13 protein-coding genes and 1 tRNA gene are annotated in these 18,827 nt (G+C 73.1%); 4 read left to right on the top strand and 10 right to left on the bottom strand.

Annotation, left to right across the window (positions count from 1 at the left end; translation table 11 throughout):
- Positions 1–76 precede the first annotated feature (76 nt).
- From LEL83_RS00175 to efeU, 3 genes are read right to left on the bottom strand one after another with little or no spacing between them, the layout of a single operon-like run.
- The gene (locus LEL83_RS00175; protein WP_225557260.1) at positions 77–1,471 is read right to left on the bottom strand and encodes a Dyp-type peroxidase; all 1,395 of its coding nucleotides are present in this window, start codon (positions 1,469–1,471) and stop codon (positions 77–79) included.
- On the bottom strand, positions 1,468–2,697 hold the full coding sequence (efeO, locus tag LEL83_RS00170; protein ID WP_225557259.1) for an iron uptake system protein EfeO: 1,230 nt from the start codon (positions 2,695–2,697) through the stop codon (positions 1,468–1,470). Before efeO ends, LEL83_RS00175 begins: the two co-directional genes overlap by 4 nt.
- The gene (efeU, locus tag LEL83_RS00165; protein WP_225557258.1) at positions 2,684–4,288 is read right to left on the bottom strand and encodes an iron uptake transporter permease EfeU; all 1,605 of its coding nucleotides are present in this window, start codon (positions 4,286–4,288) and stop codon (positions 2,684–2,686) included. Before efeU ends, efeO begins: the two co-directional genes overlap by 14 nt.
- 69 nt (positions 4,289–4,357) lie before the next feature.
- Between efeU and LEL83_RS00160 the strand changes: the two genes are divergently transcribed.
- Complete coding sequence (locus LEL83_RS00160) at positions 4,358–5,131, top strand: trimeric intracellular cation channel family protein (RefSeq protein WP_198656574.1); 774 nt, start codon at positions 4,358–4,360, stop codon at positions 5,129–5,131.
- A gap of 223 nt (positions 5,132–5,354) precedes the next feature.
- A complete protein-coding gene (locus LEL83_RS00155; protein WP_225557257.1) occupies positions 5,355–5,954 on the top strand; it encodes a TetR/AcrR family transcriptional regulator in 600 nt (199 codons plus the stop codon).
- Positions 5,955–5,973: 19 nt separating this feature from the next.
- On the opposite strand, the gene LEL83_RS00150 is transcribed toward LEL83_RS00155, so the two are convergent.
- From LEL83_RS00150 to LEL83_RS00120, 7 genes are all read right to left on the bottom strand, one after another.
- The gene (locus LEL83_RS00150; protein ID WP_225557256.1) at positions 5,974–8,331 is read right to left on the bottom strand and encodes a transglutaminase TgpA family protein; all 2,358 of its coding nucleotides are present in this window, start codon (positions 8,329–8,331) and stop codon (positions 5,974–5,976) included.
- Positions 8,328–9,659, bottom strand: coding sequence for a DUF58 domain-containing protein (locus LEL83_RS00145; RefSeq protein WP_225557255.1), 1,332 nt, complete (start codon positions 9,657–9,659; stop codon positions 8,328–8,330). The genes LEL83_RS00150 and LEL83_RS00145 overlap by 4 nt, the downstream gene beginning before the upstream one ends.
- Complete coding sequence (locus LEL83_RS00140) at positions 9,659–10,663, bottom strand: AAA family ATPase (protein ID WP_198658748.1); 1,005 nt, start codon at positions 10,661–10,663, stop codon at positions 9,659–9,661. The genes LEL83_RS00145 and LEL83_RS00140 overlap by 1 nt, the downstream gene beginning before the upstream one ends.
- A 203-nt stretch (positions 10,664–10,866) precedes the next feature.
- Positions 10,867–10,956: transfer RNA gene (locus LEL83_RS00135), tRNA-Ser, on the bottom strand.
- Between the two features lie 353 nt (positions 10,957–11,309).
- Positions 11,310–12,620 carry an LCP family protein gene (locus tag LEL83_RS00130; protein WP_225557254.1) on the bottom strand — a complete coding sequence of 437 codons (1,311 nt, stop codon included), beginning with the start codon at positions 12,618–12,620 and terminating at the stop codon, positions 11,310–11,312.
- Between the two features lie 239 nt (positions 12,621–12,859).
- Complete coding sequence (locus LEL83_RS00125) at positions 12,860–13,540, bottom strand: GntR family transcriptional regulator (protein ID WP_225557253.1); 681 nt, start codon at positions 13,538–13,540, stop codon at positions 12,860–12,862.
- A gap of 162 nt (positions 13,541–13,702) precedes the next feature.
- Entirely contained in the window at positions 13,703–15,157 is a 1,455-nt protein-coding gene (locus tag LEL83_RS00120; RefSeq protein WP_308009842.1) for an MFS transporter, read from the bottom strand.
- A gap of 226 nt (positions 15,158–15,383) precedes the next feature.
- On the opposite strand from LEL83_RS00120, the gene LEL83_RS00115 reads away from it, so the two are divergent.
- The gene (locus LEL83_RS00115) at positions 15,384–16,769 is read left to right on the top strand and encodes a MoxR family ATPase (RefSeq protein WP_225557252.1); all 1,386 of its coding nucleotides are present in this window, start codon (positions 15,384–15,386) and stop codon (positions 16,767–16,769) included.
- Positions 16,762–18,783, top strand: a complete 2,022-nt coding sequence (locus LEL83_RS00110) for a vWA domain-containing protein (protein WP_225557251.1) — start codon at positions 16,762–16,764, stop codon at positions 18,781–18,783. Before LEL83_RS00115 ends, LEL83_RS00110 begins: the two co-directional genes overlap by 8 nt.
- The last annotated feature ends 44 nt before the right edge of the window (positions 18,784–18,827 follow it).

The raw sequence follows: 18,827 nt of genomic DNA, 5'->3' as shown, positions 1-18,827 counted from the left end.
GGTTCCGTTCGGCGAGACTCCGCGACGCGGGCGTCCTCCGCCTCCAGGGAAACGGCGGAGGACGCCCACTCCCGTCTCAGCGGAAGAGCTGCTCGCCGATGTAGGACCCCTTGCGCGGCGCCGGGGGCACGGCGAACACCGCGGAGCCGATGTGCGAGACGTACTCGTTCAGCCGGTCCGAGGCGCCGAGCTTCCGCTGCAGCCGGGTGAAGTGCTCCGGGTCGTTGACGTAGGCGATGAAGAGCAGCCCGGCGTCGAGCTGTCCGTACTCGTCGATCCCGTCGGTGTAGTTGTACGGCCGCCGCAGGATCTTCACGCCGCCGTTCGCCTCGTGCGCGGCCAGGGCGATGTGCGACCGCGGGTCGATCCTCGTCGCGCCGTCGGCGTCCCGCGCGTGGAAGTCCGGGGTGGCGTGCTCGCCGCCCCCGGACAGCGGCCCGCCCTCGATCTTGGTGCGGCCGAACACCCGCTGCTGGTCGCTGACGACGTCGGCGTCCCAGGTCTCGATGTTCATCCGGATCTTCCGCACCACCTGGTAGGTGCCGCCGGCCATCCACCCGGCGTCGCGGTCGAGCAGGACGAACCGCTCGTGGTCGGCGTCCGTCGTGATGTTCCGGGTGCCGTCCTTGAAGCCCATCAGGTTGCGGGGCGTGCGCTGGTGCGGCCCGGCCGAGGCGCGTCCGAACCCGATCACCGTCCAGCGCACCGTCGCGGTGCCCCGGGCCATCCGCGCCAGGTCCCGCACCGCGTGGTACGCCACCTGCGGGTCGTCGGCGCAGGCCTGCAGGGACAGGTCACCGCCGGTCAGCCCCGGCTGCAGCTCGTCGCTCGGCAGCGTCGGGATGTCGGCGAGCGCGGCGGGACGCCGGTCGGCCAGACCGAAGCGCTCGTCGAAGACGCCGGGCCCCAACCCCACGGTCACCGTCAGGGACGCCGGACCGAGGTCGAGCGCCTCGCCCGTGTCGGCGCCGACCCCGTTGCCGTGGGCCGGTTCGACGCTGCCGACGGTCTCGCCGGCCTGCAGCTGCGCGATCGCGGCCGACCAGCGGGCGAGGAGCACCTGCAGCTCGGTCGTCACGGTCGTCGACAGGTCGAACGTCATGTACACGCAGTGCCGCTGCGGGGTGGTTCGGATCCCGCCCTGCGGTGTGCGGGCCGCCGTGGCGTAGAAGGGGTACCGCTGCGACAGGTCGATCGACTCGTCGCCGTTCGTCGCCGCGGTGAACGGGTCCACCCCGGTCGCCGCCGTGGCACCGCCGATGCCCGCGGCGGCACCGACGCCGGCGCCCGCGGCGGCCAGCCCGGCGCCGAAGAGCCCGCGTCGCGAGACCCGTCCGGAGCCGCGGCCGGAACCGCGTCCGGAACCGCGCCCCGCTGCGGTCGTCGCGCCCCGTTGCTCCGGGGCGCGACGACCGTCAGGGGGTGCGGCAGCGGCCGACTCGGTCCGTCCGGCGTCATCGGGCCCGGTCACGCGGTGGCGACCTTCTCGGCCAGACGGGACAGCGGGTCCTGCAGCGCCTGGATCTGCTGCGAGATCGTGTTCGCGTCGGACCGCTTGGTCGCGGCGTCCCACGTGGCGAAGCCACCCAGGTCGTCGGCGTCGCGGTGGCCGTCCATCAGGGTGTTCGTGGCGTCGAACTGCTCCGCGATCTGCTTCGTCAGGGTCGGGTCGAGCTTGGTCAGCCCCGGCTTGAGGTACGCGAAGGCCTGGCGGGCGCCCTCGACGTTGGCGGCCAGGTCGACGAGGTCGATGTGGCTGTACGCCTCTTCCTCGCCGGTGACCTTGTTCGACTGCACCTCCTCGAGCAGGCCGGCGGCACCGTTGGCCAGGTCCTCCGGCTTGTAGTCCAGGGTCGGCACGAGCTTCGCGAGCAGGCGCACGTTCTCGGTCAGGTCCGCCGCGGTCCGCTTGGTCGACGCGGTGATCTTCCCGGCCTGGAACAGGTCCTTCTCGACGGCGTGGAAACCGCTCCAGCCGACGGCCGGGTCGAGGTTCGACGCGCGCATGTCGATCAGGTAGTCGAGGTTGCCGGCGTTGTCGGTGGCGTCGAAGCCCTGCTTCACGAAGCCGTCGACGTCGCTCTCGACGTGCTCGTAGAACGGGCGGGCGTTCGCGTAGTCGGTCTTCGCCGCGTCGAGGTCGCCGGCGTCGATGTCCTGCTGCAGCTGCTCGACCGCGGCGACCAAGTCGGTGACCTGGCCGTCGACGTAGGTCGCGTAGCCCGTCGCCCCGTCACGGAGCAGGGTCGCGGCGCTGCTGTCCGCGGTCGACGCGGCCTTGCCGGTGACGGTGAAGTCGGTCAGCTCGGTCTCGGCGCCGGGGCAGTACACCTGGTACTCGCCACCGGTCAGCGTGGCGGTGAAGCGGACGGCGTCGAGCCCGGGCGCCAGGTTCTCCTTCTCGCCCAGGATCCGCTGGTCCTGCAGCAGCTCGACCTCGGTGATCGCGGTCGACGACTCGTTCTCGACGGTGAAGGTGACCGGGCCCGCGGGGACCTTCGTGGTGGACACCGCGCAGGCGTCCTGCCCGTCGTTCGTGAGGGTGATGGTGACGCGGGAGACCTTCGCGTCGTCGCCGGAGGCGGAGCCACCGGCCTCGGCGGACCCGCCGGCGCAGCCGGTGAGTGCGAGGGCGGTGGCGGCGCCGAGGGCGCCGAGGGTGATCAGGGGTCGGACGGCGGGGTTACCGAGCGGCATGGTCGAGGCTCCTTGCGGGTGCGTCGGCGGGCGGTCCGCGCGACGGGTCGGGATCGGGGGTGGTGGTCGAGAGCTGCGGTCGGCGGAGTCGGTCGCGCACCGCGAGCAGGGCCTGGGCTGCCGCGGCGACGGTCAGGGCGACCGGCAGCCACACCGCCCAGAGCCGCAGGTCGGTGGCACGGGCCTGGGCTGCCGCGGCGGTGGCCGCCGCGCGGTCCGCGTCGGCACCGGGGACGGCCCAGACCTCGCGGTCCAGCGTGGTCGTCCGGGCAGCCGGGAGGCCCCCACCGCTCAGCGTCAGCACGTCACGTTCCGAGCGGGTCGCGTCCAGGACGCCACCGTCGACCGTCCACACGGTGACGGTGTCGCGGACGGTCCAGCGGGCCGCGAACGGTCCAGGGTTCGTCGAGGGCGAGACACCGACCGGCACCCGGCCGAACAGGGCGACGAGGTCGTCCAGGGTGAGGGTCGTCGGGTGGTCGGCGGCCGATGCGTCGGCCACCGCACCGTCCGTGGTCAGCCGCCACCGGTCCGCGGCCACACCTGCGCGCGTCACGCGGCGGTGGGCCGACGTCGGCAACCGCAGCCGGGCCTCCCGGTCGTCGCCGGCCACGCGGAGGACGCCGGACGCGCCCTCGACGTCCACCGAGACCGACGTGGCGTCCCCGCGCACCGCGACCGTGTGCGGCAGGTGCGCGCTGCCGGACGGCACCGCGACCGCCAGCACGACGGCGGCGACGGCGAGCGCCCCGGCGACCACCAGGCGGACCGCGGGCACGCGCTCGGAAGACGGACGCCATCGCCGCGGCCAGAGCGTCAGGGCCAGGACGGGGACGACGTACAGGACCCAGCCGAGCACCTCGACGACCCGCGGGTCCGGCGGGATGCCGAGCACGCCGGTGACCAGCGCCCCCTGCACGGAGCCGTTCGGGGCGAGCCAGGTCAGGTCGACGGTGCGCTGCTGGCCGATGACGATCCAGCCGGCCTCGTGCGCGCGGCGGAGGACCGTGAGCACCAGACCGCCGGCGACGAAGACCAGGAAGACGCCGGTGCCGGTGAAGAACTTCGACAGGTCCAGGCGGACGCCGCCGGTGTAGATCCCGTACCCGACGACGACCGCTGCGGCGATGCCGACCACGGCGCCGAGGGCGGCGAGTCCGGTGTCGGACGACGCCTGGAACGTGGCGAGCAGGAAGACCGAGGTCTCGAAGCCCTCCTTGAGGACGGCGAGGAACGCCATGCCGGCGAGTGCCCACGCGGTGCCACGGCCGAGCGCCGCGGTCGCGCTCGCCTCGAGGTCCCTCGCCAGGGTGCGCGCGTGGGTGCGCATCCAGATGATCATGCCGGTGACGAAGACCACGGCGACGACGCCGATGACCGCCTCCATGCCCTCCTGCTGGGCCTGCGGCAGCGCCTGCTCGACGGCCTGCAGCCCGAAGCCGACGGCGATGCTGAGCAGCACCGCGAGCCCGACGCCCGACCACATGGGGGCGAGCGGGACGCGGTTGCGTCGCAGGAACGCCGCGATGATGCCGACGATGAGGGTCGCTTCGAGGCCTTCGCGGAGGCCGATGACGAGGGTGGCGAGCATGACGAAGGTGAGGCTAACCTAACCCCGGAGCGGCTCGCCACTCCTGCGGCGTGAGGTTTGATGGTTCTCATGAACCTGCTGTCCGTCGACGGTCTGGCGTCGGTCACGAACGTGCTCGACCTGGCCGGGGTCTTCGCGTCCGCCCTGCTCGGCGGGTCCATCGCCCGCGCGATGGACCTCGACCTGTTCGGCTTCGTGGTCGTCGGCTTCGTCTCCGGGCTCGGCGGCGGCATGCTCCGGGACACGCTGCTGCAGAACGGCCCGCCCGTCGCGCTCGTCGACCCGCTGTACGTGCCGGTCGCCGTCGCCGGAGCGCTCGTCGCGTTCCTCGTGTCGTTCTCCGAGCTGACGTGGGACCGGCTGTTCACGGTGCTCGACGCCGCGGTCATCGGCTTCTGGGCCGTCGTCGGTGTCCAACGCACGTACGACGCCGGACTCGACTGGCCCGCGGCCATCATCATGGGCACCATCACCGCGGTCGGCGGCGGCGCCATGCGCGACCTGCTGCTCCGCCGCGTGCCCGCGGTGTTCGGCGGGAACGCGCTCTACGCCACCGTCGCCGTCGCCGCGTCGGCCGTGATGGTCGTCGCGTCGGCCCTGGGATCACCGTCGATCGGGATCCTGCTCGCGATCACGCTGTCGCTCGGGCTGCGCTGGGGTGCGGTCCGCCGAGGCTGGGGGCTGCCGAACGGCCGCGACTGGCAGCCGAAGTCCACGCTCGGGTCCCTGCTCCGCCGCGGTCGCAGTCTGCGGCCCGACGCCCTGCGCCTGCTGCGTCGCCCCGGACGACGGACCGGGGCCGGCAGTGTCCGAGAAGAGCACGACACGGGCGACGAGCACTGAAGGGCTGTCCTCCCTCGACGTCCGGCGCTACCATCAGTACCGCCGGGTATCGTCCCGGTACACGCTGTCCGCACAGCACCGACGCGACCCGAACGCGCCGGTTCCGAGCAGACGTGGGGATGGGGGCTTCGCTGATGCCGCGCGGGATCAGACGCGCGGCGCGGCAGGTCTCCCCCACGCTGCACCACCCGGCGGCCTCCGGGCCAGGTCGAAGCAGGAACCGATGAGCGACGATGCCCCCACCCCGCGCACCCCGCGTGCGGAGGTCCGTGAACGCCTGCTGGTCGCCGGTGCCGCGGTGTTCGCGGAGCAGGGCGTGTACGGCGCCCGGCTCGACGACGTCGCCGCCCGCGCGGGCTTCAGCAAGGGCGCGGTCTACTCGAACTTCTCGAGCAAGGAGGACCTGCTCGCGCAGGTCATGCAGCGGTCGACGAACGTGGTGCTCGCGTCGCTGCAGGAACTCGTGCACGCCGACGTCGCCGCCGCCGACCTGGGCGACGTCGTGCGCGCGGCCTTCGGACGGCACGACCAGGGCGAGCAGTTCGCGCTGCTGTCGGCCTTCCGCGGGTACGCCGTGCGGCACCCGGAGTTCCTGCCCGAGTTCGTCCGACAGCGCCGGGCCCTGCAGGACGGGGTGCTCGGGCTCGTCCGGATGTGGTTCGACGCCCACCCCGAGGTCGACGCGGGCCTGTCGCCGGAGATGCTCGCGAGCGCGCTCATCGCCGTGAACGTCGGCCTGGTGTTCGACACCCCGGCGTTCCCGGGGGTGGACCCCGGCGAGGTCGTGGCCGCGCTGGTCGAGGCGGTCGTCCGCCCCCGCTGAGCCTGGTCTGCCGCCGGCGTCAGGCCGTGCGGCGGTCCCGCCCGCGGCGCCGCGGCCCGTCGTGGGACCACGCCGACGAGGGCAGCAAGCTCGGCGGCAGCAGACGCGACCGCACCACCCGCGCGGCCGACACCGACGCATCCAGGGCAGACCGGGCCTCCCGGAGGTGGCGGGTCAACGCACCCGTGTCGACGAATGCCGCCCCGTCGGCCGCGAACCGTTCGCGGTCGACCGCGTCCACCACGGCCTCCAGGTGCGGCAGCACCGCGGCCGGCAGCGTCGGCCGCAGGCGCCCGAGCACCGCTCGGGCCGTGCGCGCGACCGCGGCGGCATCACCGGTCGGCGCGACCCCGGGCGCGTACCCGTGGTCGGCGACGTCGTCGAGCACCTCGCGCCAGGCCTGCACGGCGGGCGACCGTCCAGCCGCCACCGCCGCCGATCGGGAACGCCTCCGGGCGGCACGCACCGCAGCGGGCGCGACCAGGACGGCGAGGACGAGCAGCAGCCCGACCAGCAGCCCGGCGGGGCCACCGCCACCGCTGCCCGACGCCCCCGCGGCGCCCGGAGCGGGCGTCGCCGACGGGGTCGGCGACGCCGAGGGGTCGGCCGGGGTGGTCTGCTCGGGAGCCGGCAGCGGCGTCTCCGGGGTGACGGCCGTCGGGGACGCCGAGGGCTCCTCGCTGGGAGCGGCCTCGTCGGAGTCGGGCGTCGGCTCGAACGCCACCCAGCCGGCCCCCTCGATGTACAGCTCGGGCCAGGAGTGCAACTGCCGGTTCGACACGGCGTACTCGCCGTCGGGCTGGGGTGATCCCGCCCGGTAGCCGACCGCGATGCGCGAAGGGATGCCGAGCGAGCGGGCCATCACGGCCATCGCCGACGAGTAGTGCACGCAGTACCCCTCGCGCACGCGCAGGAACGTCGAGACGACGTCCATGCTGTCGCCGTCGTAGCCCTGTTCCACCGGCGCGGTCTCGGAGTACGTGAACAGGTCGCTCCGGAACCACTGCTCGAGGGCGCGGGCCCGCCCGTAGTCGTCGGTGGCGGCGGCGGACACGTCGGCGGCCTCGGCCGAGATGTTCTCCGGCAGGTCGTCCGGCAGGGTCAGGTCGGTGCGGAGCTGCTCGTCGCTCGGTGCGCGGAAGCCCCGCCCGTCGGTCCGACCGAGGGCACCGGAGGCGGCGACCGCGTCGAGGTACTCGTTCGCGAAGGTGGAGGCGCCGTAGACCTCGTACATCGCGCCCCGGGCCGTCGCCGCCCCCGTCGACCGGACGGTGCTCGAGTTCCCCATCCACCGCCACTGCGACAGGTCGAGGTTGGTGGACTGCGACTCGATCGAGACCGCCCCCGACGGCACGGGCAGGTAGGTGCTCGACAGGCCGGTGATCCGCACGGTCACGTCGCCGCGGGTCGCCAGGCGCGGGTTCACGCCCTCGGCCCACTGCTGCTGGTCGGCGGTCTCCGCCTCGGCGGCGTTCGTGACCGTCGGCACCCAGTCACCCGTGCCGAACTCGTCGAGGTCGGCGAGCTTGAGGTACTCGGGCTGGCCGTCCGACGACCGGTACCGGAACACCTCGAGCTCGTTCGGGCGGCGCAGGTCGTCGCCGAGCTCGAGCAGGGTGCCGGGCCGGCCGGGCTGGATCGGCGACTGGATCGCACCCGTCACGCCGGACAGCCAGCCCGCGTTGAGCGGGACGACCGCGGGCAGCCCGACGGCGACGACCAGACCGATCGCCCCGACGACGGCGGCCGGTACCGCTCGCTGCACCGGTCGGACCGACAGCCAGAGCAGCACCAGGAACGCCACCGCCGTGCCGACCACCAGCGGGGTGCTCGCCGGCTGACCGGTGATGATGCCGGGCACGACGAGGATGACCAGGGCGGGCGCCGCGGCGAGCGACGGGATCCGCGCGACGGCGGCGACGAACAGCGAGACCGCCGCCACCCAGCCGATCGACACGGTCACGATCAGCCGGATCGCATCGGTCTGCGGCAGCGGCGCGGGGTTGAGCCGGATCGCGGCCAGGGTCTCCCCCAGTGCCCCGTCGGCGTCGAGCCACCCGAGCGGTTGGACGTCGTTGACCAGTGCGGCGGCGCAGGAGCACGCGACCACGGCGGCGACCAGGGCCACGAACCGGACCCCGGGCGCACGGCGCCGCACGGCCAGCACCACGCCGACGAGCACGGCGACGACCACGACCCCGGAGATCCACCACGCGGTGCCCTGCACGAGCGGACGGATGGCGAGCGCGGCGATCAGGACCGGCACGGGGGCGAGCGCGACCACCCACGTGCTCGGGACGTCGCGGAGGTCGTCGTCGCGGTCGAGGATCTCGCGCACGTCGGTCCGCCCGCGCGTCGGCACAGCGGCGCCGCTCACCGTGCGGCTCCGGACGGTGTGGCACCGGCGACGGGCACCACGAGGGTGCGCCAGCCGGCACGGTCGAGGATCCCCCGGACCACCGGGTCCGGCGGCACGATGGTCGCCATGATGCCCCGGCTCGACCCGCTCGTCGCGCTGACGAGCTGAGCGGCCTGTTCCACCGAGCAGGCACCGGTGACCACGGCCGTCATGCCGTGGACGTCGCGACCGCGGACCTCGGGCAGGACGTCGGTGACCTCGCGGGCGTCGGTTCGCAGTCGGACGTCCGCCAGGCCCACCAGGACGTCGGTCAGGCCGCCGACGTCCCCGGTGTGCCGGGTGCTCCCGTCGGGACCGTCGCTGACCAGGACGACGCGCGAGGTCCGCGCCGCGAGGGCCCGGGCGACGCTCGCGGCCACCACGACGGCGTGTTCGAACGCCTGGTCGCCGCCGAGGTCCGAGATCTCGGCGAGGTCCTCGCGGCCGAGGCGCTGGTACGACTCGCGGCGGACGTCGAGCGCGATCACGGCCTCGGGCGGCTGGGCCTGCGTCGTCTGGCGGACGTGCAGTTCGCCCCGACGTGCGCTCTGCGCCCAGTGCACCCGGCGGATCGGGTCGCCCGGCCGGTACGGACGGAGCTCGCTGTCGTCGGCGGACCCGCCCTGACCGACCCGTCCCTCGTCGGCGGAGACGGCACCGGCGAGGGCACCGGCGTCGATGGCACCGATGGGGGCCGAGGCGGGGACGACGACGACCTCCTCGGCGGCGACCACGGGACGGTCGATGCGGAGCAGCCCGAAGGGGTCCTCGACGCGGATCGTGACGGGGCCGACCAGGGAACGCCCCCGGTGCACGGCGAGCGCCTCGACGTCGAGCACCGCCGGGGGCAGGCCCGGGCCCACCTGGGCGTACGTCTCGGCGTCCGAGGCGCTCGCGAAGGCGTCGTCGAGCTGTTCCCGGACGAGCAGCGTCGCCCGGGGGCCGATCGGCAGGCTCGTGCCGCCGAGGGTGATGCGCTCGCGGTACACCTCACCGACCTGCACGATCGCCCGCGCGGTGCTCCGTGTCCCGCGGAGCGGTGCCGCGACGACGAACGCCGTGACGATGCCGAGCACGACGAGCACGAGCAGCAGGAGCCCGGCCGAGACCGCCACGCTCGTGGTGCCGACGAGTCCGCCGCCGACCAGGCCGATCCCGACGGCGATCACCGTCCACCCCCGCACCGTCGGTCGGGGGAACGGGGTGCGGCGCAGCAGGGCGAACCCGCGGCGGGCGTACCGGCGCGACGTCGAGCGCGCGGCTCCCGCTCGTCGCAGGACCGACGACGACGCCGACCGGCCGGCCATCAGGAGCGGACGGGGGTCGCCGTGAACGGGATCGCGGTGTCCGAGACGATGCGGACGACGATCTCGCGCACGGTGTCCTCGGCGGCGCCGCCGAGGCCGCGGGCGACCGGCACGAGCCGGTGCGCCAGCACGATCGGCGCCAGCGCGGCGACGTCGTCCGGCGTGACGAACGGACGACCGAGCAGGGCCGCGTGCGCACGGGCCGCCTGCGCCAGGTGCAGGGTCGCACGCGGGCTGGCGCCGAGCACGAGGTCGGGGTGGGTCCGGGTCGCGCGGACGATCGCGACGATGTAGGCCTCGACGTCGGGAGCGATGTGCACCCGCGCGACGGTCTCGATGACCTGCCGCAGCGTGCCGACGTCGACGATCGGCCGCAGGCGCGACAAGGGGTCGCTGCCGCCGCGGTTCGCGAGCATCTGCCGTTCGGCGTCGACGCTCGGGTACCCCATCGCGATGCGGGCCATGAAGCGGTCGCGCTGGGCCTCGGGCAGCGGGTACGTGCCCTCCATGTCGATCGGGTTCTGCGTCGCGACGATCATGAACGGCCGGTCGAGCTGCCGGGTGACGCCGTCGACGGTGACCTGGGACTCGGCCATCGCCTCGAGCAGGGCCGACTGGGTCTTCGGGCTGGTGCGGTTGATCTCGTCGCCGATGACGACGTTCGCGAAGACCGGCCCGGGCGAGAACCGGAACGTGCCGGACGACTGGTCGAAGATGTTCACGCCGGTGACGTCCGACGGCAGCATGTCCGACGTGAACTGGATACGGTTCACGGACCCACCGACCGAGGCGCCGAGCGCCCGGGCGAGCACCGTCTTGCCGACCCCGGGGACGTCCTCGACCAGCAGGTGTCCCTCGGCGAGCATCACGGTGAGCGCGGTGCGGATGGCGTCCGTCTTGCCGTCGATCACCGTGGAGACGGAGGCCACGATGTCGTCACCCACCGCTCGGATGTGTTCGAGCGGGAAGGTGGGGTCGGTCGGCTCCGGCACGCAGGGCTCCATCGTCGCGGGACAGGTGTCGTGCATGCTACATCGGCCCGGTGACAGGCAGACGGTCCGTGCGCCGCAGTGCGCAGTGGACGGGAGGCCCGGATGACGTGAGCGGGTCTGCCCGCGTGGTCCGGGCCTCCCGTCCGGCGCGCCGACCGTGGCCGCGAGCGGAACGACGAAACCCCGGTCCTGTCGGACCGGGGTTTCGTGTGGTGCGGAGACGGAGGGATTTGAACCCTCGGTCCCCTCAAAGGGGACTCCACCTTAGCAGGGTGGTGCACTCGGCCGGACTATGCGACGTCTCCAAGCACTCTCGCGAGCGCTGCGACCACCATACAGGAGGACCGGACGACTCTCGACCCGACGCCGCACCCGCGCGTGGCACGGGCCGGGGAACGCAGTCCCCTGAAGTGGGGACACCAGGGGGTTGTCGCGGTGTACCCCGCTGCATAGCATCGTCGGGACGCGGCAATCACGTTCCGGGGCTCGTCCCCGTCGTCGCGACACAGCACCCGACGTCGCTCTCCGAGTCGGCCCGGCGCGCCCGATCGCCCGGCGCCGCTCGGGGAGCGACTTCCACGGGGGCGCGGCCCACCACCGCGCCCCCGTTCCTGCGTTCAGGGGCGGGTCGACGCGCGGCGGCCCCGCCGGCCCGCCGTCAGTACCCGAACGCCTTGGAGCAGGTCCGCTGGTCGGCCGACTGGCCCTCGAGCCCGTCGATGGTCTCGGGCGTGGCCGAGGGGGTGCGGGGAGCGGCCGACGACGCGGTGCCGCCGGACGGCGCAGCGGCGGGCGACGACGAAGCAGCGGGGGCGGACGGGGCAGCGGGCGACGACGGCGCAGCAGGTGCGGACGGGGCCGCGCTCGGCTGCGACGGACTCGTCTCGGACCCGATGCCCGTGCTGTCGGCCCCGAGTGAGAACGACTCGTCGGCCTTGATCTTGGCGAACAACCGGTCGGCCAGGTACGTCGTCGGCTCGACCTTGCCCTCGTAGACCCCGGTGCCGCCGGTCGTGCCCGGGTACTGCACGAAGTTCACCTGCGCCAGCGGCAGACTGCGCAGCGCCAGGCCCATCTGCACCATGGTCGGGATGTCGTTCAGGCTCTGGGACAGCTGCATGTTCGACGCCGCCGCCCGCGCCAGCTTGTACAGCCGGGCCGGCGAGCCGAGCGTGTCGTTCGACTTCACGGTGCGGAGCAGCGACGACAGGAACACCTGCTGGCTCGAGATGCGCCCGAGGTCGGAGCCGTCGCCGACGCCGTGGCGGGTCCGCAGGAAGGCGAGTGCCTCGTCACCCTGCAGCGTCGAGGTGCCCGCCGGCAGGTCGAGCCCGGTGTACGGGTCGCGGACCGGCTGCGCGACGCAGACGGGCACGCCGCCGATCGCGTTCGACATCTCGATGACCCCCTTGAACGACACCGCCGCCGAGTACTGGATGTCCAGCCCGGTCAGCCCCTGCACCGTCTGCGTGACGCAGTTCAGGCCGCCCTCTCCGAAGGAGGTGTTGATCGGCTGCGCCGCCATCGCCGGAGCCGTGCCGGAGCCGTCGGTCTTCCTGCACGCGGGGATCGGTGTCACCAGGTCGCGCGGGATGCTCACCGCGGTCGCGTTGGTGTGGTCGGCGGAGACGTGGAGCAGGATGTTGACGTCGTTCAGGGTGGCGTCCCGCTCCCCGAACGCGGCGCTCTGCTCCGGGTCGTTGTCGGTGCCCACGACGAGCATGTTGAAGCCGCCCTCGTACGCGTCGAGCGACGGAGCCCTGGTGCCGTTCGACCGGGGTGCGGGCTGGCCCTCGATCGCGACGCCGTCGCCGAGGTCGTCCGACACCTGCTTCGCGGCGATGGCGCCGACGGACGCCGTGCTCACGAGCGCCACAGCGACGACCCCCGAGACGAGCTTGGCGGCGGCGCCGAAGGGGGACGACCGCGGCAGACGTCCGTGCCGTGCGATCCCGTCCGCTCGGTTCATGCGGTGGGATCGATCGCGGACGTCGGGCACGGGCACTCCTGTCGTCGGTGGACACGCCGCACACGCTCCGTCGACGGACACGACGGGGCAGCCCCGTCGACGGGCACGACGGGCGCACCCGTCGATGGACACGACGGGACGGCAACCGGTCCAGCGTGCCACGCGGCTCCCTGACGATCCAGTGCGAAGGTCCCGCGGAGCACCCGCGACCGGCGACAGGCCGGCCGCGGCCCCGACCGTCAGGCCGGGACGACCGTGCGGAAGCGACCGGGCAGCCCGATCAGGGTCGCCGCCAGGTCGAGCAGCGCCGCCGCGCAGTCGTCGAGGGCATCGCGCTGGGCAGCCTCGGCCGCCCGCTCCACGAGTTCGACCCGACGCCGACGGTCGACCGCGGCGTCGATGCCGTTCGCCAGGGCGACGTCGTCGGTGAAGAACATGTCGAGCACGATGCGCTGCGACAGCACCCACTCCGCACTCACCGACGAGCCACGCCGCCGCAGGTACCAGGCGCCCAGCTCGGCGAAGGCGCCGGCCTCGGTCCAGCAGCCGCGCAGGCACGTGGTGTCGAACCGGTCGTCCGTCGCCGGGGTGCTCGAGGGTGGGTCGGCGAGCATCGTCCGCGCGATCCGGACGCGCTCGACCATCTGCTCGACGGACCACTGCGAGATGACGACCCCGACGTACCGCTGCACCGTGAGGAGCTGCAGGGACTCGAGGGTGACCAGGGCTTCGCGCACGGGCGTCCGCGAGACCCGCATGTCCGACGCCAGGGTGTCGAGACGCAGACGCTGACCGCGGCGGTACTCCCCCCGCAGGACGTTGTCGAGCAGGCGGAGGAAGACCGCGTCGCGGAGCAGGCTGCGGCGCAGACCGTGCGGGTCGAGGTCACCGACCGTGGCCCGGAGGGGTGTGTACTCCATCACGCCAGGCTCACGCACGGACGGACCGCCCGAGGGGAGCGTCACCGCCGCCGTGGATCGGTGCCGCCGAGGTCGCGCTGTGGAGGAGTGCCATGGACGAACCCTGACAGCGCCGCGTCGACGCCGCTAAACACTCCGGATACGAAATGTCGGCGCCCCGCCTCAGCGTCGCCCGCGCTCCGCCTCCCCGGTGAGCACCGACAGGGGTTGCGTCACGTCCTCCAGGCCCTTGCGCGCCGCGTCGACACCGAACACGAGCGCGACGACCCCGCCCGCGATCATCACCGCCGATCCGAGCAGGTACCCCCAGAACAGCGGTTCACGCGAGGACCCGTCCCCGATGAACGCGCCGTAGATCGCGGGGGCGACGGCACCGAAGATCTGCGCGAGGGCGAAGAAGTACGAGATGGCCTGCGACCGCAGCTCGAGCGGGAAGATCTCGCTGACGGTCAGGTACGCGCTCGACGCCCCGGCCGAGGCGAAGAAGAACGACACGCACCAGAACGCGACCTGCACAGTGGCCGAGATGGCGTCGGCCCGGAACAGGAACGCCGAGGTCGCGAGCACGAGCCCCGACACCAGGTAGGTCAGGAAGATCATCTGGCGCCGACCCCAGGTGTCGAAGAACCGACCGAGGATGATCGGCCCGAGCAGGTTCCCGATCGCGAACGGGAAGAAGTAGACCGCCGTCTCCGCGGTCTTCAGCCCGAAGAAGTTCGTGAGCACCAGCGCGTAGGTGAAGAAGATCGCGTTGTACAGGAACGCCTGCGTGATCATCATGGTCGCGCCGACCAAGGTGCGGGTCGGGTACTGCCGCAGCAGCACGCGCGCGATGGTCAGGAAGCCCACGCGGTCGGTGGGCGTGACCGTCATCGCCTTCGACCGGTCGACCTCCGGCAGGCGCTGGCCGGTCGCCTGCTCCACCGACGCCTCGATCCGGGCGACGGTCGCCTCGGCCTCCTCCTCGCGCCCGTGCGTCATGAGCCAGCGCGGACTCTCCGGGATGTGCCGGCGCAGGAAGATGATCGCGATGCCGAGCACCGGGCCGAGGAAGAAGCCGATGCGCCAGCCGACGCTCTCGGCGAAGTACGACGTGTCGAGCAGGTAGATGTTCGCGAAGGCACCGAGCGCGGCACCGCCCCAGTAGGTCCCGTTGATGGCGATGTCGACGTGCCCGCGGTACTTCGCCGGGATGAGCTCGTCGATCGCGGAGTTGATCGCCGCGTACTCGCCGCCGATGCCGAGCCCGGCGACGAACCGGAAGGCCGCCAGGAACCAGAAGTCCTGCGCGAGTCCGGCGATGCCGGAACCGATCAGGTAGATCGCCAGCGTCAGGATGAAGAGCTTCCGGCGCCCCAGCCGGTCGGACATGCGCCCGAACACCAGTGCACCGACGACCTGGCCGACCAGGTAGATGGTGCCGAGCAGGGTCACCTGCTGCGTCGACAGGTCCAGGTCGGCCTGGAACCCGGCGTTCGACACGATCTGGATCTCCAGACCGTCGAGGATCCACGACACCCCCAGACCCACCACCACGCTCCAGTGGAACCGGGTCCACGGCAGTCTGTCCATCCTGGCGGGCACCAGGCTCGTGATCGTTCCGTTCGCGCTGCTCACGGGGCGGACCGTACGCCGCAGACGCCGATCTGGTTCAGATGCTGAACCACGTCGACCGGCGACGGAGCCGGATCCCCCGCCGCCGCGTCCGGTTCCCTCGCCGGGATCCCGGCGATCGCGCGTGCTGTGAGGACTCACAAGCAGGACCGGAGGCACGGGGCGGGCCCGCACCGTGCCTCCGGTCCGCCTCTGGTCGCCGTCGCGAACGCGGCGTAGCGTCGGATCGGTGACCCGACCTGACATCCGCACGGTCGGCGAGCTCCGCACCTCTGGTCACGTCCAGAAGACGGTCCGCGCCGAGATCCGCGACAACCTGCTCACCGCCCTGCGCCAGGGCACCGATCCGTGGCCCGGCCTGCACGGCTTCGCGACCACCGTCGTCCCCCAGCTCGAACGCGCCCTCATCGCCGGACACGACGTGGTCCTGCTCGGCGAGCGCGGCCAGGGCAAGACCCGTCTGCTCCGCACCCTGCAGGGCCTGCTCGACGAGTGGACACCGGTCATCACCGGCTCCGAACTCGGCGAGCACCCGTACGAACCGATCACCACCGCGAGCATCCGGCGGGCCGAGGACCTCGGCGACGCCCTGCCGATCAGCTGGCGGCACCGGGACGACCGCTACGTCGAGAAGCTGGCGACGCCGGACACGAGCGTGGCCGACCTGATCGGCGACGTCGACCCGATGAAGGTCGCCGAGGGCCGCAGTCTGGGCGACCCGGAGACCATCCACTTCGGGCTCGTCCCCCGCGGCCACCGTGGCATCGTCGCGATCAACGAGCTGCCCGACCTGGCCGAACGCATCCAGGTCGCGATGCTCAACGTGATGGAGGAGCGCGACGTGCAGATCCGCGGCTACGTGCTGCGCCTGCCGCTCGACGTCCTGGTGGTGGCGAGCGCGAACCCCGAGGACTACACGAACCGCGGCCGGATCATCACGCCGCTGAAGGACCGCTTCGGCGCCGAGATCCGCACGCACTACCCGATCGAGCTCGACGACGAGATCGCCGTCATCCGGCAGGAGGCCCAGCTGACGGCCGCGGTGCCCGACGCCCTGGTCGAGATCCTCGCCCGCTTCACCCGGGCCCTCCGTTCGTCGAGCGCCGTCGACCAGCGCAGCGGTGTGAGCGCCCGGTTCGCGATCGCCGGCGCCGAGACAGTGTCCGCCGCCGCGGTGCACCGGGCCGCACGGCAGGGCGAGGACGAGGCCGTGGCACGGCCGATCGACCTCGAGACCGCGGTCGACGTGCTCGGCGGCAAGATCGAGTTCGAGAACGGCGAGGAGGACCGGGCCGACGAGGTCCTCGAGCACCTGCTCCGCACCGCGACCGCCGAGACCGTCCGCGCACGGTTCCGCGGGCTCGACCTCACCGTGCTCGTCGACGCGCTCGACGGCGGCACGATGGTGACCACGGGCGAACAGGTGAGTGCTCGCGCGTTCCTCGAGGGGCTGCCCTCGGTCGGTGAGTCGGACGTCTACGACCAGGTGTGCGAGCGGATGGGTGCGACGAACGACGGCGAACGGGCCGGCGCGATCGAGCTCGCCCTCGAGGCACTGTTCCTGGCCCGACGGATCAGCAAGGAGTCCGGCGGGGGCGAAGCCGTCTATGGCTAGGCAGAACCGCCGCCTGACCCGCGACGCGCGCTACGGCCGCTACGACGGCGGTCCCGACCCGCTCGCCGCACCGGTCGACCTGGCCGAGGCGCTCGACGCGATCGGGCAGGACGTGATGGGCGGCACCTCGCCGGAGCGCGCGATGCGGGAGTTCCTGCGCCGTGGCGGTCGGACGCAGCGCGGCCTCGACGACCTGGCCCGCCGGGTGGCCGAGCGGCGCCGGGAGCTGACGAGCACGAACAACCTCGACGGCACCCTGCAGCAGGTGCGCGAGCTGCTCGACCAGGCCCTGCGTGCCGAGCGGGGTGAGCTCGCCCGGAACGTCGACCTCGACGACGGCGACCGTGCCCTGGCCGAGCTGCAGCTCGACAGCCTGTCGCCCTCCCCCGCCGCCGCCGTGCAGGAACTCGGCGACTACGACTGGACGAGCCGCGAGGCCCGCCAGAAGTACGACGAGATCAAGGACGTGCTCGGCCGCGAGGTGCTGGACCAGCGCTTCGCCGGCATGAAGCAGGCGCTCGAGGGTGCCACCGACCAGGACCGCGCGGCGGTGAGCGCGATGATGCAGGACCTCAACGCCCTGCTCGAGGCGCACGCCCGCGGCGAGGACACCCAGCAGCAGTTCGACGACTTCATGGACCAGCACGGGGAGTACTTCCCGTCGGACCCCGCGAACGTCGACGAGCTGCTCGACGACCTGGCGGCCCGCGCGGCGGCGGCGCAGCGCATGCGGAACTCGATGACCCAGGAGCAGCGCGACGAACTCGACGCCCTCGCGCAGCAGGCGTTCGGCTCTCCCGACCTGATGGGACAGCTGTCGCAGCTCGACGGCACCCTGCGCGCGCTGCGGCCCGGCGAGGACTGGGGCGGGTCGGAGCGGATGGACGGGCAGCAGGGCCTCGGGCTCGGCGACGGCACGGGGGTCTTCCAGGACATCGCCGACCTCGACGCCCTCGCCGACCAGCTCGCGCAGTCCGGCCCCGGGTCGGAGCTCGACGACCTCGACCTCGACGCCCTGTCACGGCAGCTCGGTGACGAGGCCGCGGTCGACGCGAGGACCCTGCAACGCCTCGAGCGGGCCCTGCGGGACTCCGGGGCCGTCCGCCGCGGTGCCGACGGCCAGCTCCGGCTCACCCCGAAGGCGATGCGGCAGCTCGGGAGGAGCCTGCTCAAGGACGTCGCGCAGCGGATGTCCGGGCGGCAGGGCACGCGCGACCTCCGGCGATCGGGGGCCGCCGGTGACCTCTCCGGGGCGACCCGACCGTGGGCGTTCGGCGACACCGAACCGTGGGACATCCCGCGCTCCGTCACGAACGCCCTGACCCGGACCGCCGGTGCGGGCGGCCGGACGGGTCCGGGGGTCCGCCTGACCATCGACGACGTCGAGGTGCAGGAGACCGAGGCCCGCACGCAGGCCTGCGTCGCCCTGCTCGTCGACACGTCGTTCTCGATGGCGATGGAGGACCGCTGGGTCCCGATGAAGCGCACCGCCCTGGCGCTGCACACCCTGGTGTCGACCCGGTTCCGCGGCGACGACCTGCAGCTCATCGCGTTCGGTCGCGAGGCCGAGGTGATGGACGTCGAGCAGCTCGTCGGCCTCGACGCGCAGTGGGACAAGGGCACGAACCTGCACCACGCGCTGCTGCTGGCGAACCGGCACTTCCGGAAGCACCCGACCGCGCAGCCGGTGCTCCTCGTCGTCACCGACGGCGAGCCGACGTCGCACCTCGAGCCGAACGGGCAGGTCTGGTTCGACTACCCGCCCGACCCGGTCACGATCGCTCTGACCGTCCGGGAACTCGAGAACGCCGGACGGCTCGGCGCCCAGACGACGTTCTTCCGGCTCGGCGAGGACCCGGGGCTCGCCCGGTTCATCGACGCGATGGCGAAGCGGGTCGACGGCAGCGTCGTGGCGCCGGAGAACGACGACCTCGGGGTCGCCGTCGTCGGCTCCTACCTCGGCTCCCGTCGCCGAGGCGGCGACGCGCTCCCCCGCGACGACCGAGGGTTCTGAAGCCAGCCAGGGACGGCCTGGAGGCCCGTAGCGGGCCCGCCCCG

The organism is Curtobacterium oceanosedimentum, assembly GCF_020297365.1.
Taxonomy (GTDB): Bacteria; Actinomycetota; Actinomycetes; order Actinomycetales; family Microbacteriaceae; genus Curtobacterium.
The sequence above is the reverse complement of the archived record's forward strand: the minus strand, read 5'-3'. Positions and strand labels throughout refer to the sequence as shown.

Bases quoted from the DNA above. Each gene is read 5' to 3' on its own strand.
- efeO (WP_225557259.1), bottom strand. From the start codon at position 2,697: ATGCCGCTCGGTAACCCCGCCGTCCGACCCCTGATCACCCTCGGCGCC.
- efeU (WP_225557258.1), bottom strand. From the start codon at position 4,288: ATGCTCGCCACCCTCGTCATCGGCCTCCGCGAAGGCCTCGAAGCGACC.
- LEL83_RS00160 (WP_198656574.1), top strand. From the start codon at position 4,358: ATGAACCTGCTGTCCGTCGACGGTCTGGCGTCGGTCACGAACGTGCTC.
- LEL83_RS00155 (WP_225557257.1), top strand. From the start codon at position 5,355: ATGAGCGACGATGCCCCCACCCCGCGCACCCCGCGTGCGGAGGTCCGT.
- LEL83_RS00145 (WP_225557255.1), bottom strand. From the start codon at position 9,659: ATGGCCGGCCGGTCGGCGTCGTCGTCGGTCCTGCGACGAGCGGGAGCC.
- LEL83_RS00140 (WP_198658748.1), bottom strand. From the start codon at position 10,663: ATGGAGCCCTGCGTGCCGGAGCCGACCGACCCCACCTTCCCGCTCGAA.
- LEL83_RS00130 (WP_225557254.1), bottom strand. From the start codon at position 12,620: ATGAACCGAGCGGACGGGATCGCACGGCACGGACGTCTGCCGCGGTCG.
- LEL83_RS00125 (WP_225557253.1), bottom strand. From the start codon at position 13,540: ATGGAGTACACACCCCTCCGGGCCACGGTCGGTGACCTCGACCCGCAC.
- LEL83_RS00110 (WP_225557251.1), top strand. From the start codon at position 16,762: ATGGCTAGGCAGAACCGCCGCCTGACCCGCGACGCGCGCTACGGCCGC.